Origin of the sequence: Micromonospora saelicesensis, from assembly GCF_900091575.1 — a bacterium.
GTDB lineage: Bacteria > Actinomycetota > Actinomycetes > Mycobacteriales > Micromonosporaceae > Micromonospora > Micromonospora saelicesensis.
Genome location: NZ_FMCR01000003.1, coordinates 906,434 through 921,444 on the forward strand (window position 1 = coordinate 906,434; position 15,011 = coordinate 921,444).

A 15,011-nucleotide genomic window follows, 5' to 3' on the forward strand; every position below is an offset into this window, starting at 1 on the left:
CGCCCGGAGTGCGGCGCCCGGAGTGCGGCGCCCGGAGTGCGGCGCCCGGAGTGCGGCGCCCGGAGTGCGGCGCTGGGTGTCAGATGCCGCAGTTGGGTGCTGACCAGCCGCCGACCGCCGCCACGTGGGTGTGGTCGTTGTGGTCGGGGTAGCCGGGGCCGAGGATCTGCCCGAAGCCGTGGTAGCGGGCCTGCTGGGCCAGCCGGCAGAACGACGGGGACCCGACCAGGTCCACCCCGTCGCCGTACAGGTGTCGGCTGTTCGACGCTCCGCCGACCGCGCTGTTGCAGGCGTAGCTGCGGAAGCTGCTGCTGATCGCGATGGAGACGTCGCCGAGGGCGTGCCGCATGGCCTGGAGCTTCCACATCGAGACGAGCGCGTTGAACCGCGCGGTGCTCGCCGAGACCGCGCCACCGGACCAGTCGCTGTTGCACTTGTTCAACTCGGGGTAGCTGAAGTTGGCCGGGGTGCAGTCGTCGTCCTGGAGGGCGTAGAGCCGGTTGAACGTCTGCGGGCCGGCGACGCCGTCCGCCGACATCCCGTACGCCTGCTGGAAGCGGATGACCGCGGACCGGGTGGCCGGGCCGAACGCGCCGTCGATGGTGAGCACCGCGCCGTAGCCGGGGTAGCCGGCGACCCGGATCTGGAGTTGCCGGACGTCTTCGCCGGTCATCCCCTGGGACAGGGCGCGACCCCAGGTGTAGCAGCCGTCCGCCTGTGCGGCGCCGGCGGTGAGGGTGACGCCGGCCACTGTGGTGGCGGCAGTCAGGGCGAGTGCCGCGAGGAGCCGGCCGAGCCGTCGGAACATGTAGCCCTCCATCAATGAATGGAAGTACGTGGATGCATGGAAGTTTCATGCTTCGACTTTGATCCGTCAAGAACTTGCAGTCCTGGTTTTCCCGAAGGCGGGTGTCGCGGCGTGCCCGCGGGGCTCCGTAGGATCGGCTCGTGACAGGGGCGGAACGGCACACGGACAGTGACGGCATGGCGGACGGTCTGGAGCGGCTCTGGACGCCGCACCGGATGACCTACATCTCCGGCGAGGACCGCCCGGCCGAGGGCTACGAGAAGCCCACCGGCTGCCCCTTCTGCCGAGGGCCGCAGCTGCCCCCGGAGGAGAGCCTGGTGGTGGCCCGGGGTGAGCACGTCTTCGTGGTGCTCAACCTCTACCCGTACAACCCGGGGCACCTGCTGGTCTGCCCCTACCGGCACGTCGCCGACTACACCGACCTGGACGTGCCGGAGACCACCGAGCTGGCGTCGTACACCCAGACCGCCATGCGGGTGATCCGCAAGGTCAGCAACGCTCACGGCTTCAACCTGGGCATGAACCAGGGCGGGGTGGCCGGCGCCGGCATCGCCGCGCACCTGCACCAGCACGTGGTGCCGCGCTGGGGCGGCGACGCGAACTTCATGCCGGTGATCGGCCGTACCAAGGTCCTGCCGCAGCTGCTCGGCGACACCCGCGACCTGCTCGCCCGCGCCTGGCCGTCCTGACCGCCGCCGGCCGCGCCGCGCCGGTCGCGCGGCCTCCGCACCGGTCCGGCTAGTCGGCGCGCAGCAGCGGGGTCAGTTCCGACCAGCTCTCCACCCGGCGTACGCGGGGCAGCAGCGCGGCGTGTGCGGCGACCTCGGCCTTTCGGGGCCGGAACAGGAAGCGGTGCGGCACCGTGTCGAGATAGCCGAGCACCTCCAGCTTGTCGTCCACGAAGTGGGTCAGGCCGAGGCGTCTGGCGATCGGCGCCTTGTCCGGTCGGGTGCGGCAGAAGTGCACCCGCTCGACCGGGATGCCGGTGCGGGCCGGAAAGTCCTGGTGGGCCAGCCACTCCCTGGTACGCCGCTCGGTGGCCTCCCCGCACTTGGACACCAGGTGCACCTCGTCGAACGCCGGGCCGAGCGCCGCGAGCGCGTCGAACGCCCCGACGACGACAGGGGTACGCAGGTAGTGCGCGCCGAAGAACGACGTGTCGGCGTCGTCGTCGGCCGGCTCGATGATGACCCCGCCGATGTCCACCCCGAGCCGTCGCATGGCATTGATCATGCCGCACCGTGACCGTCTCCATGCACCCGCGTGTCCGCCCGCGGATCTGCTGCGCCCCGGCCCGCCGAAGGTGGCACGATCGGCCGATGGCAGTCACGACACGGGTGTTGGGGCGCAGCGGCATCGAGGTCAGCGCCCTCGGCATGGGGTGCTGGGCGATCGGCGGGCCCTGGGCGGAGGGCACCCAGCCACTGGGCTGGGGCGCTGTCGACGACGACGAGTCGGTGCGGGCGGTACGCAGGGCCCTCGATCTGGGCATCACCCTCTTCGACACCGCCGACACGTACGGGGCCGGGCACGGTGAGCGGGTGCTCGGTCGCGCGCTCGCCGGTCGCCGTGACGACGCCGTGATCGCCACGAAGTGGGGTTACACCTTCGACGAGGCCAGCCGGCAGGCCACCGGCGAGGACGCGTCGCCCGGGTACCTGCGCACTGCCGTGACCGCCTCACTGCGCCGGCTGGACACCGACCGGATCGACCTCTATCAGCTGCACCTGGCCGACCTGTCGGTGCCGAGGGCGCAGGCGCTGATCGGGACCTGTGAGGACCTGGTGGCCGAGGGTCTGATCCGCGCATACGGGTGGAGCACCGACCGCACCGACCGGGCGGCCGCGTTCGGGCAGGCCGCCGCCGGTGCCACCGCCGTACAACACGCCCTGTCGGTGCTGCGTGACGCCCCCGAGTTGCTCGCCGTCTGCGAGAAGTACGACCTGGCCAGCGTCAACCGGGGTCCACTCGGGATGGGGCTGCTCACCGGCAAGTACTCGGCCGGGTCGACACTGCCCCGCGACGACGTACGCGGGCTGACCCCGGGCTGGTTGGAGTGGTTCCGGGGTGGCCGGCCGGCACCGGAGTGGCTGCGCCGGGTCGGCGCGGTCCGTGCCGCGCTCACCGCCGACGGGCGCACCCTCGCCCAGGGCGCGTTGGGCTGGATCTGGGCGCGCAGCGGCCGCACCATCCCGATCCCAGGCTGCCGTACGGTCGCCCAGGTCGAGGAGAACGCCGCCGCGCTGCACCGGGGCCCGCTGCCGGCGGACCAGTTCGTCGAGGTGGAGCGTCAACTCGCCGCCGTCCGCACCGCGGCCCTCCGCGACGCCGACCGCCCCCACTGGCCCCGCCCCACCCACCCCACAGTCCACCCGTAGACCCCCCGGGGCGTCACCTCCATCCCTCGCCGATCTTGCACTTTCTGCGGTGACTTATGCCGCAACAGCGACATAAGAACAACAGAAAGTGCAAGATCGCCGGGGCCGGGGCCGGGGCCGGGGCCGGGCGGGGCCGGACCGGGGCCGGGGGCCGGGGCGGGGGTTAGGGGAGTTGTTCCTTGCGGGTCTGGTCGGCCAGGTGGGCGGGCATCGGGTCGTGGCGGACGAAGTGGCGGCGGAAGGTGCCGGTGCCGGCCGTCATGGAGCGCAGTTCGACGGCGTACCGAAGCAGCTCGGTGGCCGGCACTTCGGCGCGGACGAGGGTGCGGCCCTCGCTGTCCGGGTCCGGTTCGGTGCCGAGCACCCGGCCGCGTCGGCCGGACAGGTCGCCCATCACCGTGCCCACCGAGCCGTCCGGCACCCGGATGGTGACCTCGTCGATCGGCTCCAGCAGGGCCGGCTGGCCACGCTCGGCGGCGTCGCGCAGCGCCAGCGCGCCGGCGGTCTGGAAGGCCGCGTCGGAGGAGTCGACGCTGTGCGACTTGCCGTCGACCAGGGTCACCCGCAGGTCCACCACGGGGTGCCCGGCGACCAGCCCGCGTTCCAGTTGGGCGCGGACGCCCTTCTCCACGGACGGGATGTAGTTGTGCGGCACCGCGCCGCCGACCACCCGGTCGACGAACTCGAAGCCACTGCCGCGGGGCAGCGGCTCGACCTCGATGTCGCAGACCGCGTACTGACCGTGGCCGCCGGACTGCTTGACGTGGCGGCCGTGCCCCTTCGCGGGCACGGTCAGGGTCTCGCGCAGCGACACCTTGACCGGTTCGGTGTCCAGCTCGACGCCGCCGGCGCGTAGCCGGTCGAGCACCACGTCCGCGTGTGCCTCGCCCATGCACCAGAGCACCAGTTGGTGGGTCTCCGGGTTGCGCTCCAGCCGCAGCGTGGGGTCGCCGGCGACCAGGCGGGCGAGGTTGCGGGCCAGGGCGTCCTCGTCGGCGCGGCTGCGGGCGGCGATCGCCACCGGCAGCAGCGGCTCCGGCATCTCCCAGGGGGCGATCAGCAGCGGGTCGTCAGTGGTCGAGACGGTGTCGCCGGTCTCGGCGCTGCCCGACTTGGTGATCGCGCAGATGTCACCGGCGACGCAGAGCGACACCTCCCGCACTGTGGCACCCAGCGGGGTGTAGATGTGCCCGACCCGCTCGTCGGCGTCGTGGTCGGGGTGCCCACGTTCGGCCATGCCGTGCCCGGAGACGTGCACGGTCTGGTCGGGGCGCAGCGTGCCGGAGAAGACCCGGACCAGCGAGACCCGACCGACGTGGCGGTCGATGGTGGTCTTGACGACCTCGGCGACCAGCGGCCCGGCCGGGTCGCAGCTCAGTGGCGGACGCGGCGAGCCGTCCACGCCGGTCACCGCCGGCAGTTCGTGCTCCAGCGGCGACGGGAACGCGGCGGTCAGCACCTCCAGCAGCACGTCCAGCCCGACACCCGTCTGGGCGCAGACCGGCACCACCGGGTAGAAGTGGCCCCGAGCGACGGCCTTCTCCAGGTCGTCGATGAGCACCTCGTCGCTGATCTCCTCGCCGTCGAGGTAGCGGTCCATGAGGGTCTCGTCCTCGCTCTCGGCGATGATCCCCTCGATCAGCTCGTCGCGGGACTCGTCGATGGCCCGCTGGTGCTCCGGGTCCGGGTCGCGGACGTCGGCGGGCAGCCCGGCGCTGTAGTCGAAGACCCGACGGGTGATCAGGCCGAGCAGCCCCTCGGTGGAGACCCCGTCGTCGCCGAGCATCGGCAGGTAGAGCGGCATCACGTTGTCGCCGAAGAGGCGCTGGCAGAGCGCCACGGTCTCGTCGACGTCGGCGCGGGGTTGGTCCAGCCGGGCCACCGCGACCGCGCGGGGCATGTCGACGGCGGCGCACTCCTCCCAGAGCGCGACGGTGGCCGCGTCCATGCCGCCCGCGGCGGAGACCACGAAGAGCGCGGCGTCGGCGGCCCGCAGCCCGGCGCGCAGCTCACCGACGAAGTCGGCGTACCCGGGGGTGTCCAGCAGGTTGACCTTGATGCCGTTGTGCAGCAGCGGCGCGCAGGACAGGCTGACCGACCGCTGCTGGCGTACTGCGGCGGGGTCGTGGTCGCCGACAGTGGTGCCGTCGACCACGGTGCCGGCGCGGCCGATCGTGCCGGTCGCCGCGAGCAGGGCCTCGACCAGTGTGGTCTTGCCCGCCCCGGAGTGCCCGACGAGCACCACGTTGCGAACCCGCTCGGGCTCGGTCACCACCGGCGTGCCGCCGGTGGAACCCTTCTCGTGACTCTTCTGCGCCATGGGGCGCACCTCCCTCAGCCGGTGGTGGTGGCGACCGCCGCGCGACGGGAAGCGGCCCGGGGCGAGTGCGCGGCGATATCCTCCGGTGGTCTGCTGCACAGCGGGAACGGGACGGGCGGACGGGTGAGCTGGCTCACCTCCCGGCTCGATCTCACACCCGTTGCCGGGTAGGCACAAGCCTCCCCCGGGCGGGTCGGCGGTACCGTCCGTATCGCCGGAGCTGGGCCGACCGTTATCGTGGGGACCGCCATGGCGAAGATCTTCCAAGTGTCGGCCCGCGCGGGGATGACCCGCGTCGTAGAGCCGATTGCCCGCGCCCTGCTGCGCGCGGGCGTCACCCCCAATGCCGTCACCGTCGCGGGCACCGTTGGTGTGCTCGTCGGCGCGCTCGGCTTCGGTGCTCGCGGCCACCTGGTCGCGGGCGCGTTGATCGTCACCCTGTTCGCGCTCACCGACCTGCTCGACGGGACGATGGCCCGGATGAGCGGCGGCTCCACCAAATTCGGCGCCTTCCTCGACTCAAGCATGGACCGGGTCGCCGACAGCGCCGTCTTCGGCGCTGTCGCGTACTGGTTGGCCACGCAGGGCGACCACTCCGGGGTGGCCGCCGCGTTGGTCTGCCTGGCCGTCGGAGGCCTCGTCTCCTACGTCAAGGCCCGCGCCGAGGGGCTCGGCATGACCTGCAACGTGGGCATCGCCGAGCGCACCGAGCGACTGCTGATCGTCGGGGTCGGCGGAATCCTCACCGGTGTCGGTGTCGATCCGGCCCTGGAGATCGCGCTCTGGCTGCTCGCCGCCGTGTCGATCTTCACGGTGGGGCAGCGGATGACGCACGTCTACCGCCAGGCCCAGCAGCTCCAGCCGGACGGCCAGGCGTGAGTGGCGTGCCGGCGACCAGTTGTCGGACGACCGGCGGCCGAGTCGCGTGAACCTCACCGAGCTGGGCTACATCGCCGGGTGGCGGGTGGTCCGCGCGCTACCCCGGCCGTTGGTGGCGGCGGCGTTCCAGGCGGGCGCGGACCGCGCCCACCGCGCCGGCGGCGGGGGTACGGCCCGACTGCGCGCGAACCTGCGCCGGGTTGTCGGCCCGGAGCTGCCCGACGCCGAGTTGGACGATCTCGTCAAGCGCGGGTTGCGCTCGTACGCCCGGTACTGGATGGAGGCGTTCCGGCTGCCCGCCCTGAGCCGCTCGCAGATCCTGTCCGGTTTCCGGCTCGACGGCGCCGAGCTGCTCGCCGCCGACGTGGCCGCCGGTCGGGGCGCGGTGGTGGCCCTGCCGCACGCCGGTAACTGGGATGCCGCGGGCGCCTGGGTGGCGGCCACCGGTTGGCCGATCACCACGGTCATGGAGCGGCTCAAGCCGGAGGGCGTGTACAAGCGCTTCCTGGCCTTCCGGGCGAGCCTGGGAATGGAGATCCTGCCGACCCACGGGGGGCCGCGTCCGGCGTTCGACGTGTTGCTGGACCGGCTGCGGGCCGGTGCGGTGGTGCCGTTGCTGGCCGACCGGGACCTCTCCGCCCGCGGGGTGGAGGTGGACTTCTTCGGTGGGAAGACCCGGATGCCCGCCGGGCCGGCGTTGCTCGCGCTGCACACCGGTGCGCCGCTCTACGTGGCCTCGCTCTGGTACGAACCGGATGCCGCCTGCGCGTCGCTGGCTGGTCCGTTGCCGGTGCCGGGGCCCGAGGTGGGGCCGCTGGACCAGCGGGTCCGGTCGCTGACCCAGCTGATCGCCGACCGTCTGGCGGCGGGTATCGCCCGGCATCCGGAAGACTGGCACATGTTGCAGCGGATGTGGCTGGACCAGGCGAGGTCGGGGGAGGGCGCGACGCTGCCCTCGTCGGCCTCCGGCCCGGCCTGAGGAGGTGGGCTGACGGATGCGGATCGGCATCGTGTGCCCGTACTCCTTCGACGTGCCCGGTGGGGTGCAGAACCACGTCATGGACCTCGCCGAGGCGCTGATCACGCTGGGCCACGAGGTCAGCGTGCTCGCGCCCGCCGACGAGGATTCGCCGCTGCCGGAGTACGTGGTGTCCGCCGGTCGGGCCGTTCCGCTGCCGTACAACGGTTCGGTGGCCCGGATCGCGTTCGGCCCGGTGTCGACCGCCCGGGTGCGGCGGTGGATCACCAACGGCGACTTCGACGTGCTGCACGTGCACGAGCCGCTCACGCTGAGTCTGTCGCTGCTGGCCGTGCTGTCCGCCCGTGGCCCGGTGGTGGCCACGTTCCACACCGCGATGACCCGTTCGCGGGTCCTCGCCGCCGCGCAGGGTGTGCTCCAGATCGTGTTGGAGCGGATCACGGCCCGGATCGCGGTGAGCGCGCTGGCCCGCAAGGTGCAGGTCGAGCACATGGACGGCGGCGCGGTGGAAATCCCCAACGGGGTGGCGGTGGCCAAGTTCGCCGACGCCGAGCCGTTGCCGGGCTGGCCGGGGGAGTGCGGGGCCGGCACCGGCGGCACGCTCGGCTTCCTGGGCCGGTTCACCGAGGCACGCAAGGGCTTCCCGGTGCTGCGCGACGCGTTCGTGGCGCTGGCCGCCACCCGGCCCGGTCTGCGGTTGCTCGTCGCCGGCCCGGGCGACCCCGACGACCTGTACGACCAGTTCCCGGCCGAACTGCACGAGCAGATCACGTTCCTCGGCCTGGTCAGCGAAGCGGACAAGGCGCGCATGCTGCGCAGCGTGCACCTCTACGTCGCACCGAACACCGGCGGTGAGTCGTTCGGCATGATCCTCACCGAGGCCCTCGCTGCGGGTACGACGGTCATCGCCAGTGACCTGGACGCGTTCCGGCGGGTGCTCGACGGTGGGCGCGCCGGTCGGCTCTTCCCCACCGGCGACCCGGTGGGGCTGCGTGACGTGCTGGCCGAGCTGCTGGACGATCCGGCCGCGCGGGCCACGCTGAGTGCCTGCGGCGATCAGGTGGTCGCGAATTTCGACTGGCCCGTGGTTGCTCGCCGCGTTCTGGAGGTATACGCAGCGGCGATCGAGGCAACCGACGGGCGGGTCATCGACCAGGAGTGGGTGGGGCTGAGCTGAGCCGGTGTGACGGATGGTGCGGGGGTGACCGGTGGGACCGGTCCGGCCGCGCCCAATCGGACGAAACGGAGCAGCACTACGATGCCGCACATGTGGTGGGTGGTGGCCGCGAGCGTGGTCGTGGGGCTGGTCGCGGCGTACCTCATCTGGACCGCCGGCCGGGTGGAGCGGCTACAGGGCCGCGCGGAGCTGGCGGCCCGGGCCCTCGACGCCCACCTGCTGCGCCGCGCGGCGGCAGCCGCGGTCCTGGCTGAGCGGCGTTTCGGCGTCGAGCTGTACGCGGCGGCCCGGATCGCCCTGGACGCCAGCCCGGACGAGCGGGAGGCGGCGGAGAACGACCTGACCCGGCAGTTGCGCGGCGTCCAGTTGGACCCGGGCGACCCGGACTGCGTGGCGGTCATCGCCGCGAGTCGTCGGCTCGCGTTGTCCCGGCAGGTGCACACCGACCTGGTCCGGGACGCCCGCTCGGCGCGCAGCCGGCCGCTGGTGCGCCTGTTGCGGATGGGGCGGGGCCGGGAGTGGCCGCGCTACTTCGACATCGACGACCCGACCCTCGTCGTGCCGGCGGACGTCCCCGCCGCCTGACCTCCGAGCGGCGCCGTGGCTCCTGCGGCGAGCCGGTGACCACTGCCACAGTGCAGGCCACCGGGGGTCTGATTGGCTGTCGGTGCGGCGTTGAACCGCGCGTAGCATTTTCGCTGCCACCCCCAGAGCTTGTCCAAGGAGCGATGACCCGTGCCCGAAAACACCGCCTCGAACACCGGTACCGCCCCCGTCGTCGGCACCGCCCGCGTGAAGCGTGGCATGGCCGAGATGCTCAAGGGCGGCGTGATCATGGATGTCGTCAACGCCGAGCAAGCCAAGATCGCCGAGGACGCCGGCGCCGTCGCCGTGATGGCCCTGGAGCGGGTGCCCGCCGACATCCGCGCGCAGGGTGGGGTGTCCCGGATGAGCGACCCCGACATGATCGACGGGATCATCGAGGCGGTCTCCATCCCGGTGATGGCCAAGGCCCGCATCGGCCACTTCGTGGAGGCGCAGATCCTCCAGTCGCTCGGCGTGGACTACGTCGACGAGTCCGAGGTGCTGACCCCGGCCGACTACGCGAACCACATCGACAAGTGGGCGTTCACAGTGCCCTTCGTCTGTGGCGCGACCAACCTGGGCGAGGCGCTGCGCCGGATCACCGAGGGCGCGGCGATGATCCGCTCCAAGGGCGAGGCGGGCACCGGTGACGTCTCCAACGCCACCACCCACATGCGCAAGATCCGCCAGGAGATCCGCCGGCTGGCCTCGCTGCCGACCGACGAGCTGTACGTCGCGGCCAAGGAGTTGCAGGCCCCGTACGAGCTGGTCAAGGAGGTCGCCGAGAGCGGCAAGCTGCCGGTGGTGCTGTTCACCGCGGGCGGGATCGCCACGCCGGCCGACGCGGCGATGATGATGCAGCTCGGCGCGGAGGGCGTCTTCGTCGGTTCCGGCATCTTCAAGGCGGGCAACCCGGCTCAGCGGGCCGCCGCGATCGTCAAGGCGACCACCTTCCACGACGACCCGGACGTGCTGGCCAAGGTCTCCCGGGGTCTCGGCGAGGCGATGGTCGGTATCAACGTCGACGAGATCCCGCAGCCGCACCGCCTGGCCGAGCGCGGTTGGTGAGCGCGAGGAGTGAGCCGCTCTTGCGAGCCCCGCAGTCGCGAGGGGGAGGAAAGGTTGTGAGCGCTCTTCCCGGACGGCGGACGCGGAGAGGAACGGTGCGACCATGACGGCACCCGTGATCGGTGTGCTCGCGCTCCAGGGCGACGTCCGCGAGCACGTGGCGGCGCTGGCCGCGGCGGGCGCGGACGCCCGCCCGGTCCGCCGTCCGGCGGAGCTGGACGCGGTCGACGGCCTGGTCATCCCCGGCGGCGAGTCCACCACCATGAGCAAGCTCGCCGACATCTTCGAGATGCGCGAGCCGATCGACAAGCGGATCGCCGACGGCATGCCGGTCTACGGCTCCTGCGCCGGGATGATCATGTTGGCGACCGAGGTGCTCGACGGTCGGCCCGATCAGCGGGGTTTCGCCGGCATCGACATGACCGTCCGGCGCAACGCGTTCGGCCGGCAGGTCGACTCGTTCGAGGCGCCGGTGACCGTGGTCGGGGTGCCGGGGGAGCCGTTCCACGCGGTGTTCATCCGCGCGCCGTGGGTCGAGCGGGTCGGTGCCGGCGTCGAGGTCATCGGGGTGGTGTCCGACGGCCCGGCCGCCGACCGGATCGTGGCGGTCCGGCAGGGCAACCTGGTGGCCACCTCGTTCCACCCGGAGCTCACCGGTGACCTGCGGGTGCACGCGTACTTCGTGGACCTGGTCCGCGCCGCCCGCTGAACGGCGGGCGACCGCGCCGAGCTGTCCATGATGCTCGCCGCGGTCGTGGCTTCGTCCAGGGTTTTTGTCCCGTCTGCCCAGGTCCGTCGGGGCCGGGCGGTCCTGCCGCGCGCGGTGCATGACAGGGACCCGGGGGACGTCGGTAGGATTGCGGAGATTCGGCAGGGCCATCTGCCCGCCACGGCTTCCACCAGAGCTGACCGGCACCTCCGCGTGCGCCGGCGGGAGCGGGGCGTGAGCGGTGCGGTCGATGCAGACGGCGGGTAGCAACGGAGGTAGAAGATGTCCGGCCACTCAAAGTGGGCGACGACCAAGCACAAGAAGGCCGTCATCGACGCCAAGCGCGGCAAGATGTTCGCCAAGCTGATCAAGAACGTCGAGGTGGCCGCGCGGATCGGCGGCGGCGACCCCACCGGCAATCCGACGCTCTTCGACGCCATCCAGAAGGCGAAGAAGAGCTCGGTGCCGAACGACAACATCGATCGCGCGGTCAAGCGTGGCTCCGGCCTGGAGGCTGGCGGCGCCGACTGGCAGACGATCATGTATGAGGGGTACGGCCCGAGCGGCGTGGCCATGCTCATCGAGTGCCTCACCGACAACCGCAACCGCGCGGCGACCGAGGTACGGACCGCGCTGACCCGCAACGGCGGCTCGCTCGCCGACGCCGGCTCGGTGTCGTACATGTTCTCCCGCAAGGGCGTGGTGATCGTCCCCAAGGAGGGCACCAGCGAGGACGACGTGATGCTGGCCGTCCTGGACGCCGGCGCCGAAGAGGTCAACGACATCGGCGAGGCGTACGAGGTGGTCTCCGAGCCGACCGACCTGATCCCGGTGCGCACGGCGTTGCAGGACGCCGGCATCGAGTACGAGTCGGCCGAGTCCTCCCTGATCCCCAGCGTCAACGTGCCGCTGGACGAAGAGGGCGCGCGCAAGATCTTCAAGCTGATCGACGTCCTGGAGGACTGCGACGACGTGCAGAACGTCTACGCCAACTTCGACGTCAGCGACGACGTGATGGCGGCGGTCGACGCCTGACCCTGCCCTGCCCTCGCCCCGCCTCACCCCGCCTCGATCTTGCACTTTCTGACCCGACAGACCGGGTCACGCAGGGCATATCGTCAACAGGAAGTGCAAGATCGCGGCGGGGGTTGGGGCTGGGACGGCGAGGGAGGGGGTGCGGGGTGGTAAAGCGGTTTGAGCGTGGCGACACCGTGGTACGGCGTGAGGTGCTGCGGGGTGAGGTCTGGTTCGGCTGCCCGACGATCTGCGTCGAGAATTCGCCTGACCTGCTCGCCCTCTACCTCCCACCGGGGGCCGAGTTCGGCTTCCCGGACACGGGCGTCTTCCCCTGCGGGCGGCACCCGTGGGAGGCCGCCGGGCACCGGTCCTGGTCCGGGCACGGCAAGCTGATGCTGCAACGCCCCGGTGAGGCGCACTCGATCGACGTGTTCTGGACCGGGCCGGGGCGCGACTTCGCCGGCTGGTACTTCAACCTCCAGGACCCGGTGCGGCGTACCCCGATCGGGGTGGACACCCTGGACCACGAGCTGGACCTGTGGTGGGCCGCGGACGCCGACCGGTACGTCTGGAAGGACGTGGAGATGTTCGCCCAGCGCCTCGTCGAGGGGCGCTACCCGGGCATGGCGGACGCCATCCAGGCCGAGGGTGACCGCATCGCCGCCCTGCTCGACGGGGGCGAGCGCTGGTGGGACCCGTCGTGGGCCACCTGGCAGCCCGACCCCGCCTGGACGGTGCCCCCGCTGCCCGCCGGCTGGGACCAGGTGCCACCGGCGCGCTGAGCGGCGCCGACGTCAGTTACCGGGCAGCGCGTTGACCAGGAACACCTGATCCGGGCCGCCGGTGCACGGTTCGACCAGCGCCGCGTCCGCCACGGCGCTGTCGTCGTCGCGCAGGCCGACGCACAGCTCGGTACGGTCGGGCCGGATGCGGTACGCGTCGGGCGTCGCTCCGGTCGGTTCGAAGTGGAACACCTGCTTCGACCTGTTCGCGCTGCAATCCTTCTCGTTCCAGGGTTCGAGCAGGTTCCGGCCGGGATCCTCCTCGCGGATGGTGAGGCAGCCCTTCCCGAGCACCGGGTGGACCCAGTGGATGAAGAACATTCCGTCGGCCACCGGTTCCAGCGAGGTGTCCGGTGGGGTGGCCTCCGTGCAGGGCCGCTGGACCGCTATCTCCTTGGTGTACTGGCCGGTGCGATCGCGACCCTCGCTGAGGCAGAGGTGCGGGCTGCGGGCGGGGCGGATCTGACTGAGCCCCGCGCTCGGCGAACGGGCACCCTCACCCGCCGACGCGGTCGGATCGGTGGTTTGCGCGGCCTTTCCTCGCCCGTCGTCGCGTCGCTCGATCCAGAAGCCCACGCCGAGCGTGGCCAGCAGGGCGGCGACGACGAGCAGCGCCAGCGGCGCGGGCCGCGCGAACCACCGTGGGCGGGCCGGGCCAGAGTGCTCCGGGGCCACGGTCGTGACCGTGTCGATCGGCGGTGGGTCCGCTACCGGCGTCGGCGGGGTCAACTGGCCTGCCGTGAGGCGGTGCCGGGCCCGTAGCCACGTCTCGACCTGATCTTCCGCGCCGCACGCCCGCACGAACGCGGCCACCACCTCGGGGCGCGGCAGTGTGGACCGGCGCAGGATGTCCGCCGCGGTGCTGCGGGCCAGCACATCACCCGTCGACGCGGCACGCTGCTCCAGTTGCCGGTAGGTGAGCCCCGACCGGTCCTTGAGCTGGCGCAGCATCTCGACGAACTCGGCCGGGTCGGACGCGTCGTCCGGGCGTAGCTCCCCCGTGGTCATCGCCCGATTCTCCAGACACCGCGGACGCGGGGGCAAGTCGGGTCCCGGCGACTGTCCGAGATGGTCGGACAAGACCCGGACATGCTGCCCTGAGCTGCCCGGACAGCCCAGCGCGGCGACCAGGGCATTGTCCTGGCCGACCGGGTTCCCTAGCGTCTTTTCTCGATGGCCGCGCCGCTGACCGGTGTACGGCCGAGGGGCTCGCACCGGCACGGGTTCGGGCTCGACCACACCAAGACACGGGGAGATTCGATGGATGACGCTGTCCGGGATCCGGTGCCGCAGGCGGCCACGGCGGGGGAGTACGTGGCGTTGCTCAGGGAGGTGCGGCGGCGTTCCGGTCTGACCTATCGGGAGCTCGCCCGGCGAGCCTCGGCGGCCGGACACTGGCTGCCGCCGAGCACTCTCGCGACGATGCTGGGGCGGACGACGCTGCCCCGGGAACGCACCGTCGTCGCGCTGCTGGCCGCCTGCGGCACCCCGGCGGTCGAGGTCGACAGGTGGTTGGAGACACGGCGGGACCTCGAGGCTCGCCTGGGCGAGCAGGGTCGAGGGGAGAGTGACGCGGTGCGGACCCCTGCCGGCCCGTCCACTGCCGTCGCGGCGAACATCCGCCCGAGCGTCGGCTCGGTTCCGCCGCGACCCGAAGCGCCGTGGCCGGCCCGTCGCTGGCTTCGGCTGGCGCTGCTGGCGGTGTTCGGCGTTCTGACGGTCGGGACGGCCGGGGCGCTGCGACCCCTCGCCCCTCCCACGGTGGACGGCTCGCCGACCGTTGGCTGCCCGGAGGTGCTGCGCCAGGGCATGTACGGCCCCTGCGTGCTGAGCCTCCAGGAGCATCTGGTGGCCGACGGACTCACAGTGCCGGTCGACGGCTGGTTCGGCCCGGACACCACCAGCCGGGTGATGGTGTTCCAGGCGTTTGGCGCTCTGCCGGTCAGTGGCACCGCGGACGAGCGGTTGTTCGACGAGTTGGCGGGCGATCGCAAGGTGCCCGCCAGCTGGTCGGAGGACCGGATCGGCAAGCATCTGCGGCGGACGTTCCCGGAGGACCCGGCCGGGGCGGTGCAGGTGGCGCGCTGCCTTTCCGGCTTGGACCCGTACCGGGTGGAGGTCGGCGAGGACGGAACACGGCGCTGGGGGTTGTTCCAGTTCAGCGACATGGAGGTGTCCCGGTTCGGCGTCGACCGCCAGACGGCGCTGGACGCGGCCTGGAACATCAGGACGGCACGGGAGGTCTGGTCTCGTACGGGCGACTTCAGCCATTGGAACTGCGCGGCGTAGCGGTCACGCGTGACGCTCCC

The 15,011-nt window shown here is 72.1% G+C and carries 15 protein-coding genes; 11 read left to right on the forward strand and 4 right to left on the reverse strand.

Features of this window, described 5'->3' with window-relative positions; all coding sequences use genetic code 11:
• Positions 1-79: 79 nt before the first annotated feature.
• The gene (locus GA0070561_RS17155) at positions 80-808 is read right to left on the reverse strand and encodes a D-Ala-D-Ala carboxypeptidase family metallohydrolase (protein ID WP_091402218.1); all 729 of its coding nucleotides are present in this window, start codon (positions 806-808) and stop codon (positions 80-82) included.
• Between the two features lie 176 nt (positions 809-984).
• On the opposite strand from GA0070561_RS17155, the gene GA0070561_RS17160 reads away from it, so the two are divergent.
• Positions 985-1,497 (forward strand): HIT family protein, encoded by a 513-nt coding sequence (locus GA0070561_RS17160; protein ID WP_181518504.1) that lies wholly within the window; start codon positions 985-987, stop codon positions 1,495-1,497.
• A gap of 49 nt (positions 1,498-1,546) precedes the next feature.
• Here GA0070561_RS17160 and GA0070561_RS17165 read toward each other — a convergent pair whose 3' ends face one another.
• Entirely contained in the window at positions 1,547-2,041 is a 495-nt protein-coding gene (locus tag GA0070561_RS17165; RefSeq protein WP_091401721.1) for a hypothetical protein, read from the reverse strand.
• Positions 2,042-2,127: 86 nt separating this feature from the next.
• On the opposite strand from GA0070561_RS17165, the gene GA0070561_RS17170 reads away from it, so the two are divergent.
• Positions 2,128-3,186, forward strand: a complete 1,059-nt coding sequence (locus GA0070561_RS17170) for an aldo/keto reductase (protein WP_091401723.1) — start codon at positions 2,128-2,130, stop codon at positions 3,184-3,186.
• Between the two features lie 163 nt (positions 3,187-3,349).
• Here the strand turns inward: GA0070561_RS17170 and GA0070561_RS17175 are convergent, their stop codons facing one another.
• Entirely contained in the window at positions 3,350-5,506 is a 2,157-nt protein-coding gene (locus GA0070561_RS17175; protein WP_091401724.1) for an elongation factor G-like protein EF-G2, read from the reverse strand.
• A gap of 249 nt (positions 5,507-5,755) precedes the next feature.
• Between GA0070561_RS17175 and pgsA the strand changes: the two genes are divergently transcribed.
• The 8 genes from pgsA (at position 5,756) to GA0070561_RS17220 (ending at position 12,702) form a co-directional block, all read left to right on the forward strand.
• Positions 5,756-6,385 carry a phosphatidylinositol phosphate synthase gene (pgsA, locus tag GA0070561_RS17180; RefSeq protein WP_091401726.1) on the forward strand — a complete coding sequence of 210 codons (630 nt, stop codon included), beginning with the start codon at positions 5,756-5,758 and terminating at the stop codon, positions 6,383-6,385.
• 46 nt (positions 6,386-6,431) lie between these two features.
• On the forward strand, positions 6,432-7,364 hold the full coding sequence (locus GA0070561_RS17185; protein ID WP_091401728.1) for a phosphatidylinositol mannoside acyltransferase: 933 nt from the start codon (positions 6,432-6,434) through the stop codon (positions 7,362-7,364).
• Between the two features lie 16 nt (positions 7,365-7,380).
• A complete protein-coding gene (locus tag GA0070561_RS17190) occupies positions 7,381-8,541 on the forward strand; it encodes a glycosyltransferase family 4 protein (RefSeq protein ID WP_091401730.1) in 1,161 nt (386 codons plus the stop codon).
• A gap of 81 nt (positions 8,542-8,622) precedes the next feature.
• Positions 8,623-9,126 (forward strand): hypothetical protein, encoded by a 504-nt coding sequence (locus GA0070561_RS17195; protein ID WP_091401731.1) that lies wholly within the window; start codon positions 8,623-8,625, stop codon positions 9,124-9,126.
• 150 nt (positions 9,127-9,276) lie between these two features.
• On the forward strand, positions 9,277-10,194 hold the full coding sequence (gene pdxS, locus GA0070561_RS17200) for a pyridoxal 5'-phosphate synthase lyase subunit PdxS (RefSeq protein WP_091401733.1): 918 nt from the start codon (positions 9,277-9,279) through the stop codon (positions 10,192-10,194).
• 103 nt (positions 10,195-10,297) lie between these two features.
• A complete protein-coding gene (gene pdxT, locus GA0070561_RS17205; RefSeq protein ID WP_091401735.1) occupies positions 10,298-10,903 on the forward strand; it encodes a pyridoxal 5'-phosphate synthase glutaminase subunit PdxT in 606 nt (201 codons plus the stop codon).
• 282 nt (positions 10,904-11,185) lie between these two features.
• The gene (locus GA0070561_RS17215; RefSeq protein ID WP_091401738.1) at positions 11,186-11,938 is read left to right on the forward strand and encodes a YebC/PmpR family DNA-binding transcriptional regulator; all 753 of its coding nucleotides are present in this window, start codon (positions 11,186-11,188) and stop codon (positions 11,936-11,938) included.
• 146 nt (positions 11,939-12,084) lie between these two features.
• A complete protein-coding gene (locus GA0070561_RS17220) occupies positions 12,085-12,702 on the forward strand; it encodes a ribonuclease FAU-1 family protein (protein WP_091401740.1) in 618 nt (205 codons plus the stop codon).
• Between the two features lie 12 nt (positions 12,703-12,714).
• On the opposite strand, the gene GA0070561_RS17225 is transcribed toward GA0070561_RS17220, so the two are convergent.
• Positions 12,715-13,710 (reverse strand): helix-turn-helix domain-containing protein, encoded by a 996-nt coding sequence (locus tag GA0070561_RS17225; protein WP_091401742.1) that lies wholly within the window; start codon positions 13,708-13,710, stop codon positions 12,715-12,717.
• Between the two features lie 252 nt (positions 13,711-13,962).
• On the opposite strand from GA0070561_RS17225, the gene GA0070561_RS17230 reads away from it, so the two are divergent.
• Positions 13,963-14,991 (forward strand): helix-turn-helix domain-containing protein, encoded by a 1,029-nt coding sequence (locus GA0070561_RS17230; RefSeq protein WP_167362426.1) that lies wholly within the window; start codon positions 13,963-13,965, stop codon positions 14,989-14,991.
• The last annotated feature ends 20 nt before the right edge of the window (positions 14,992-15,011 follow it).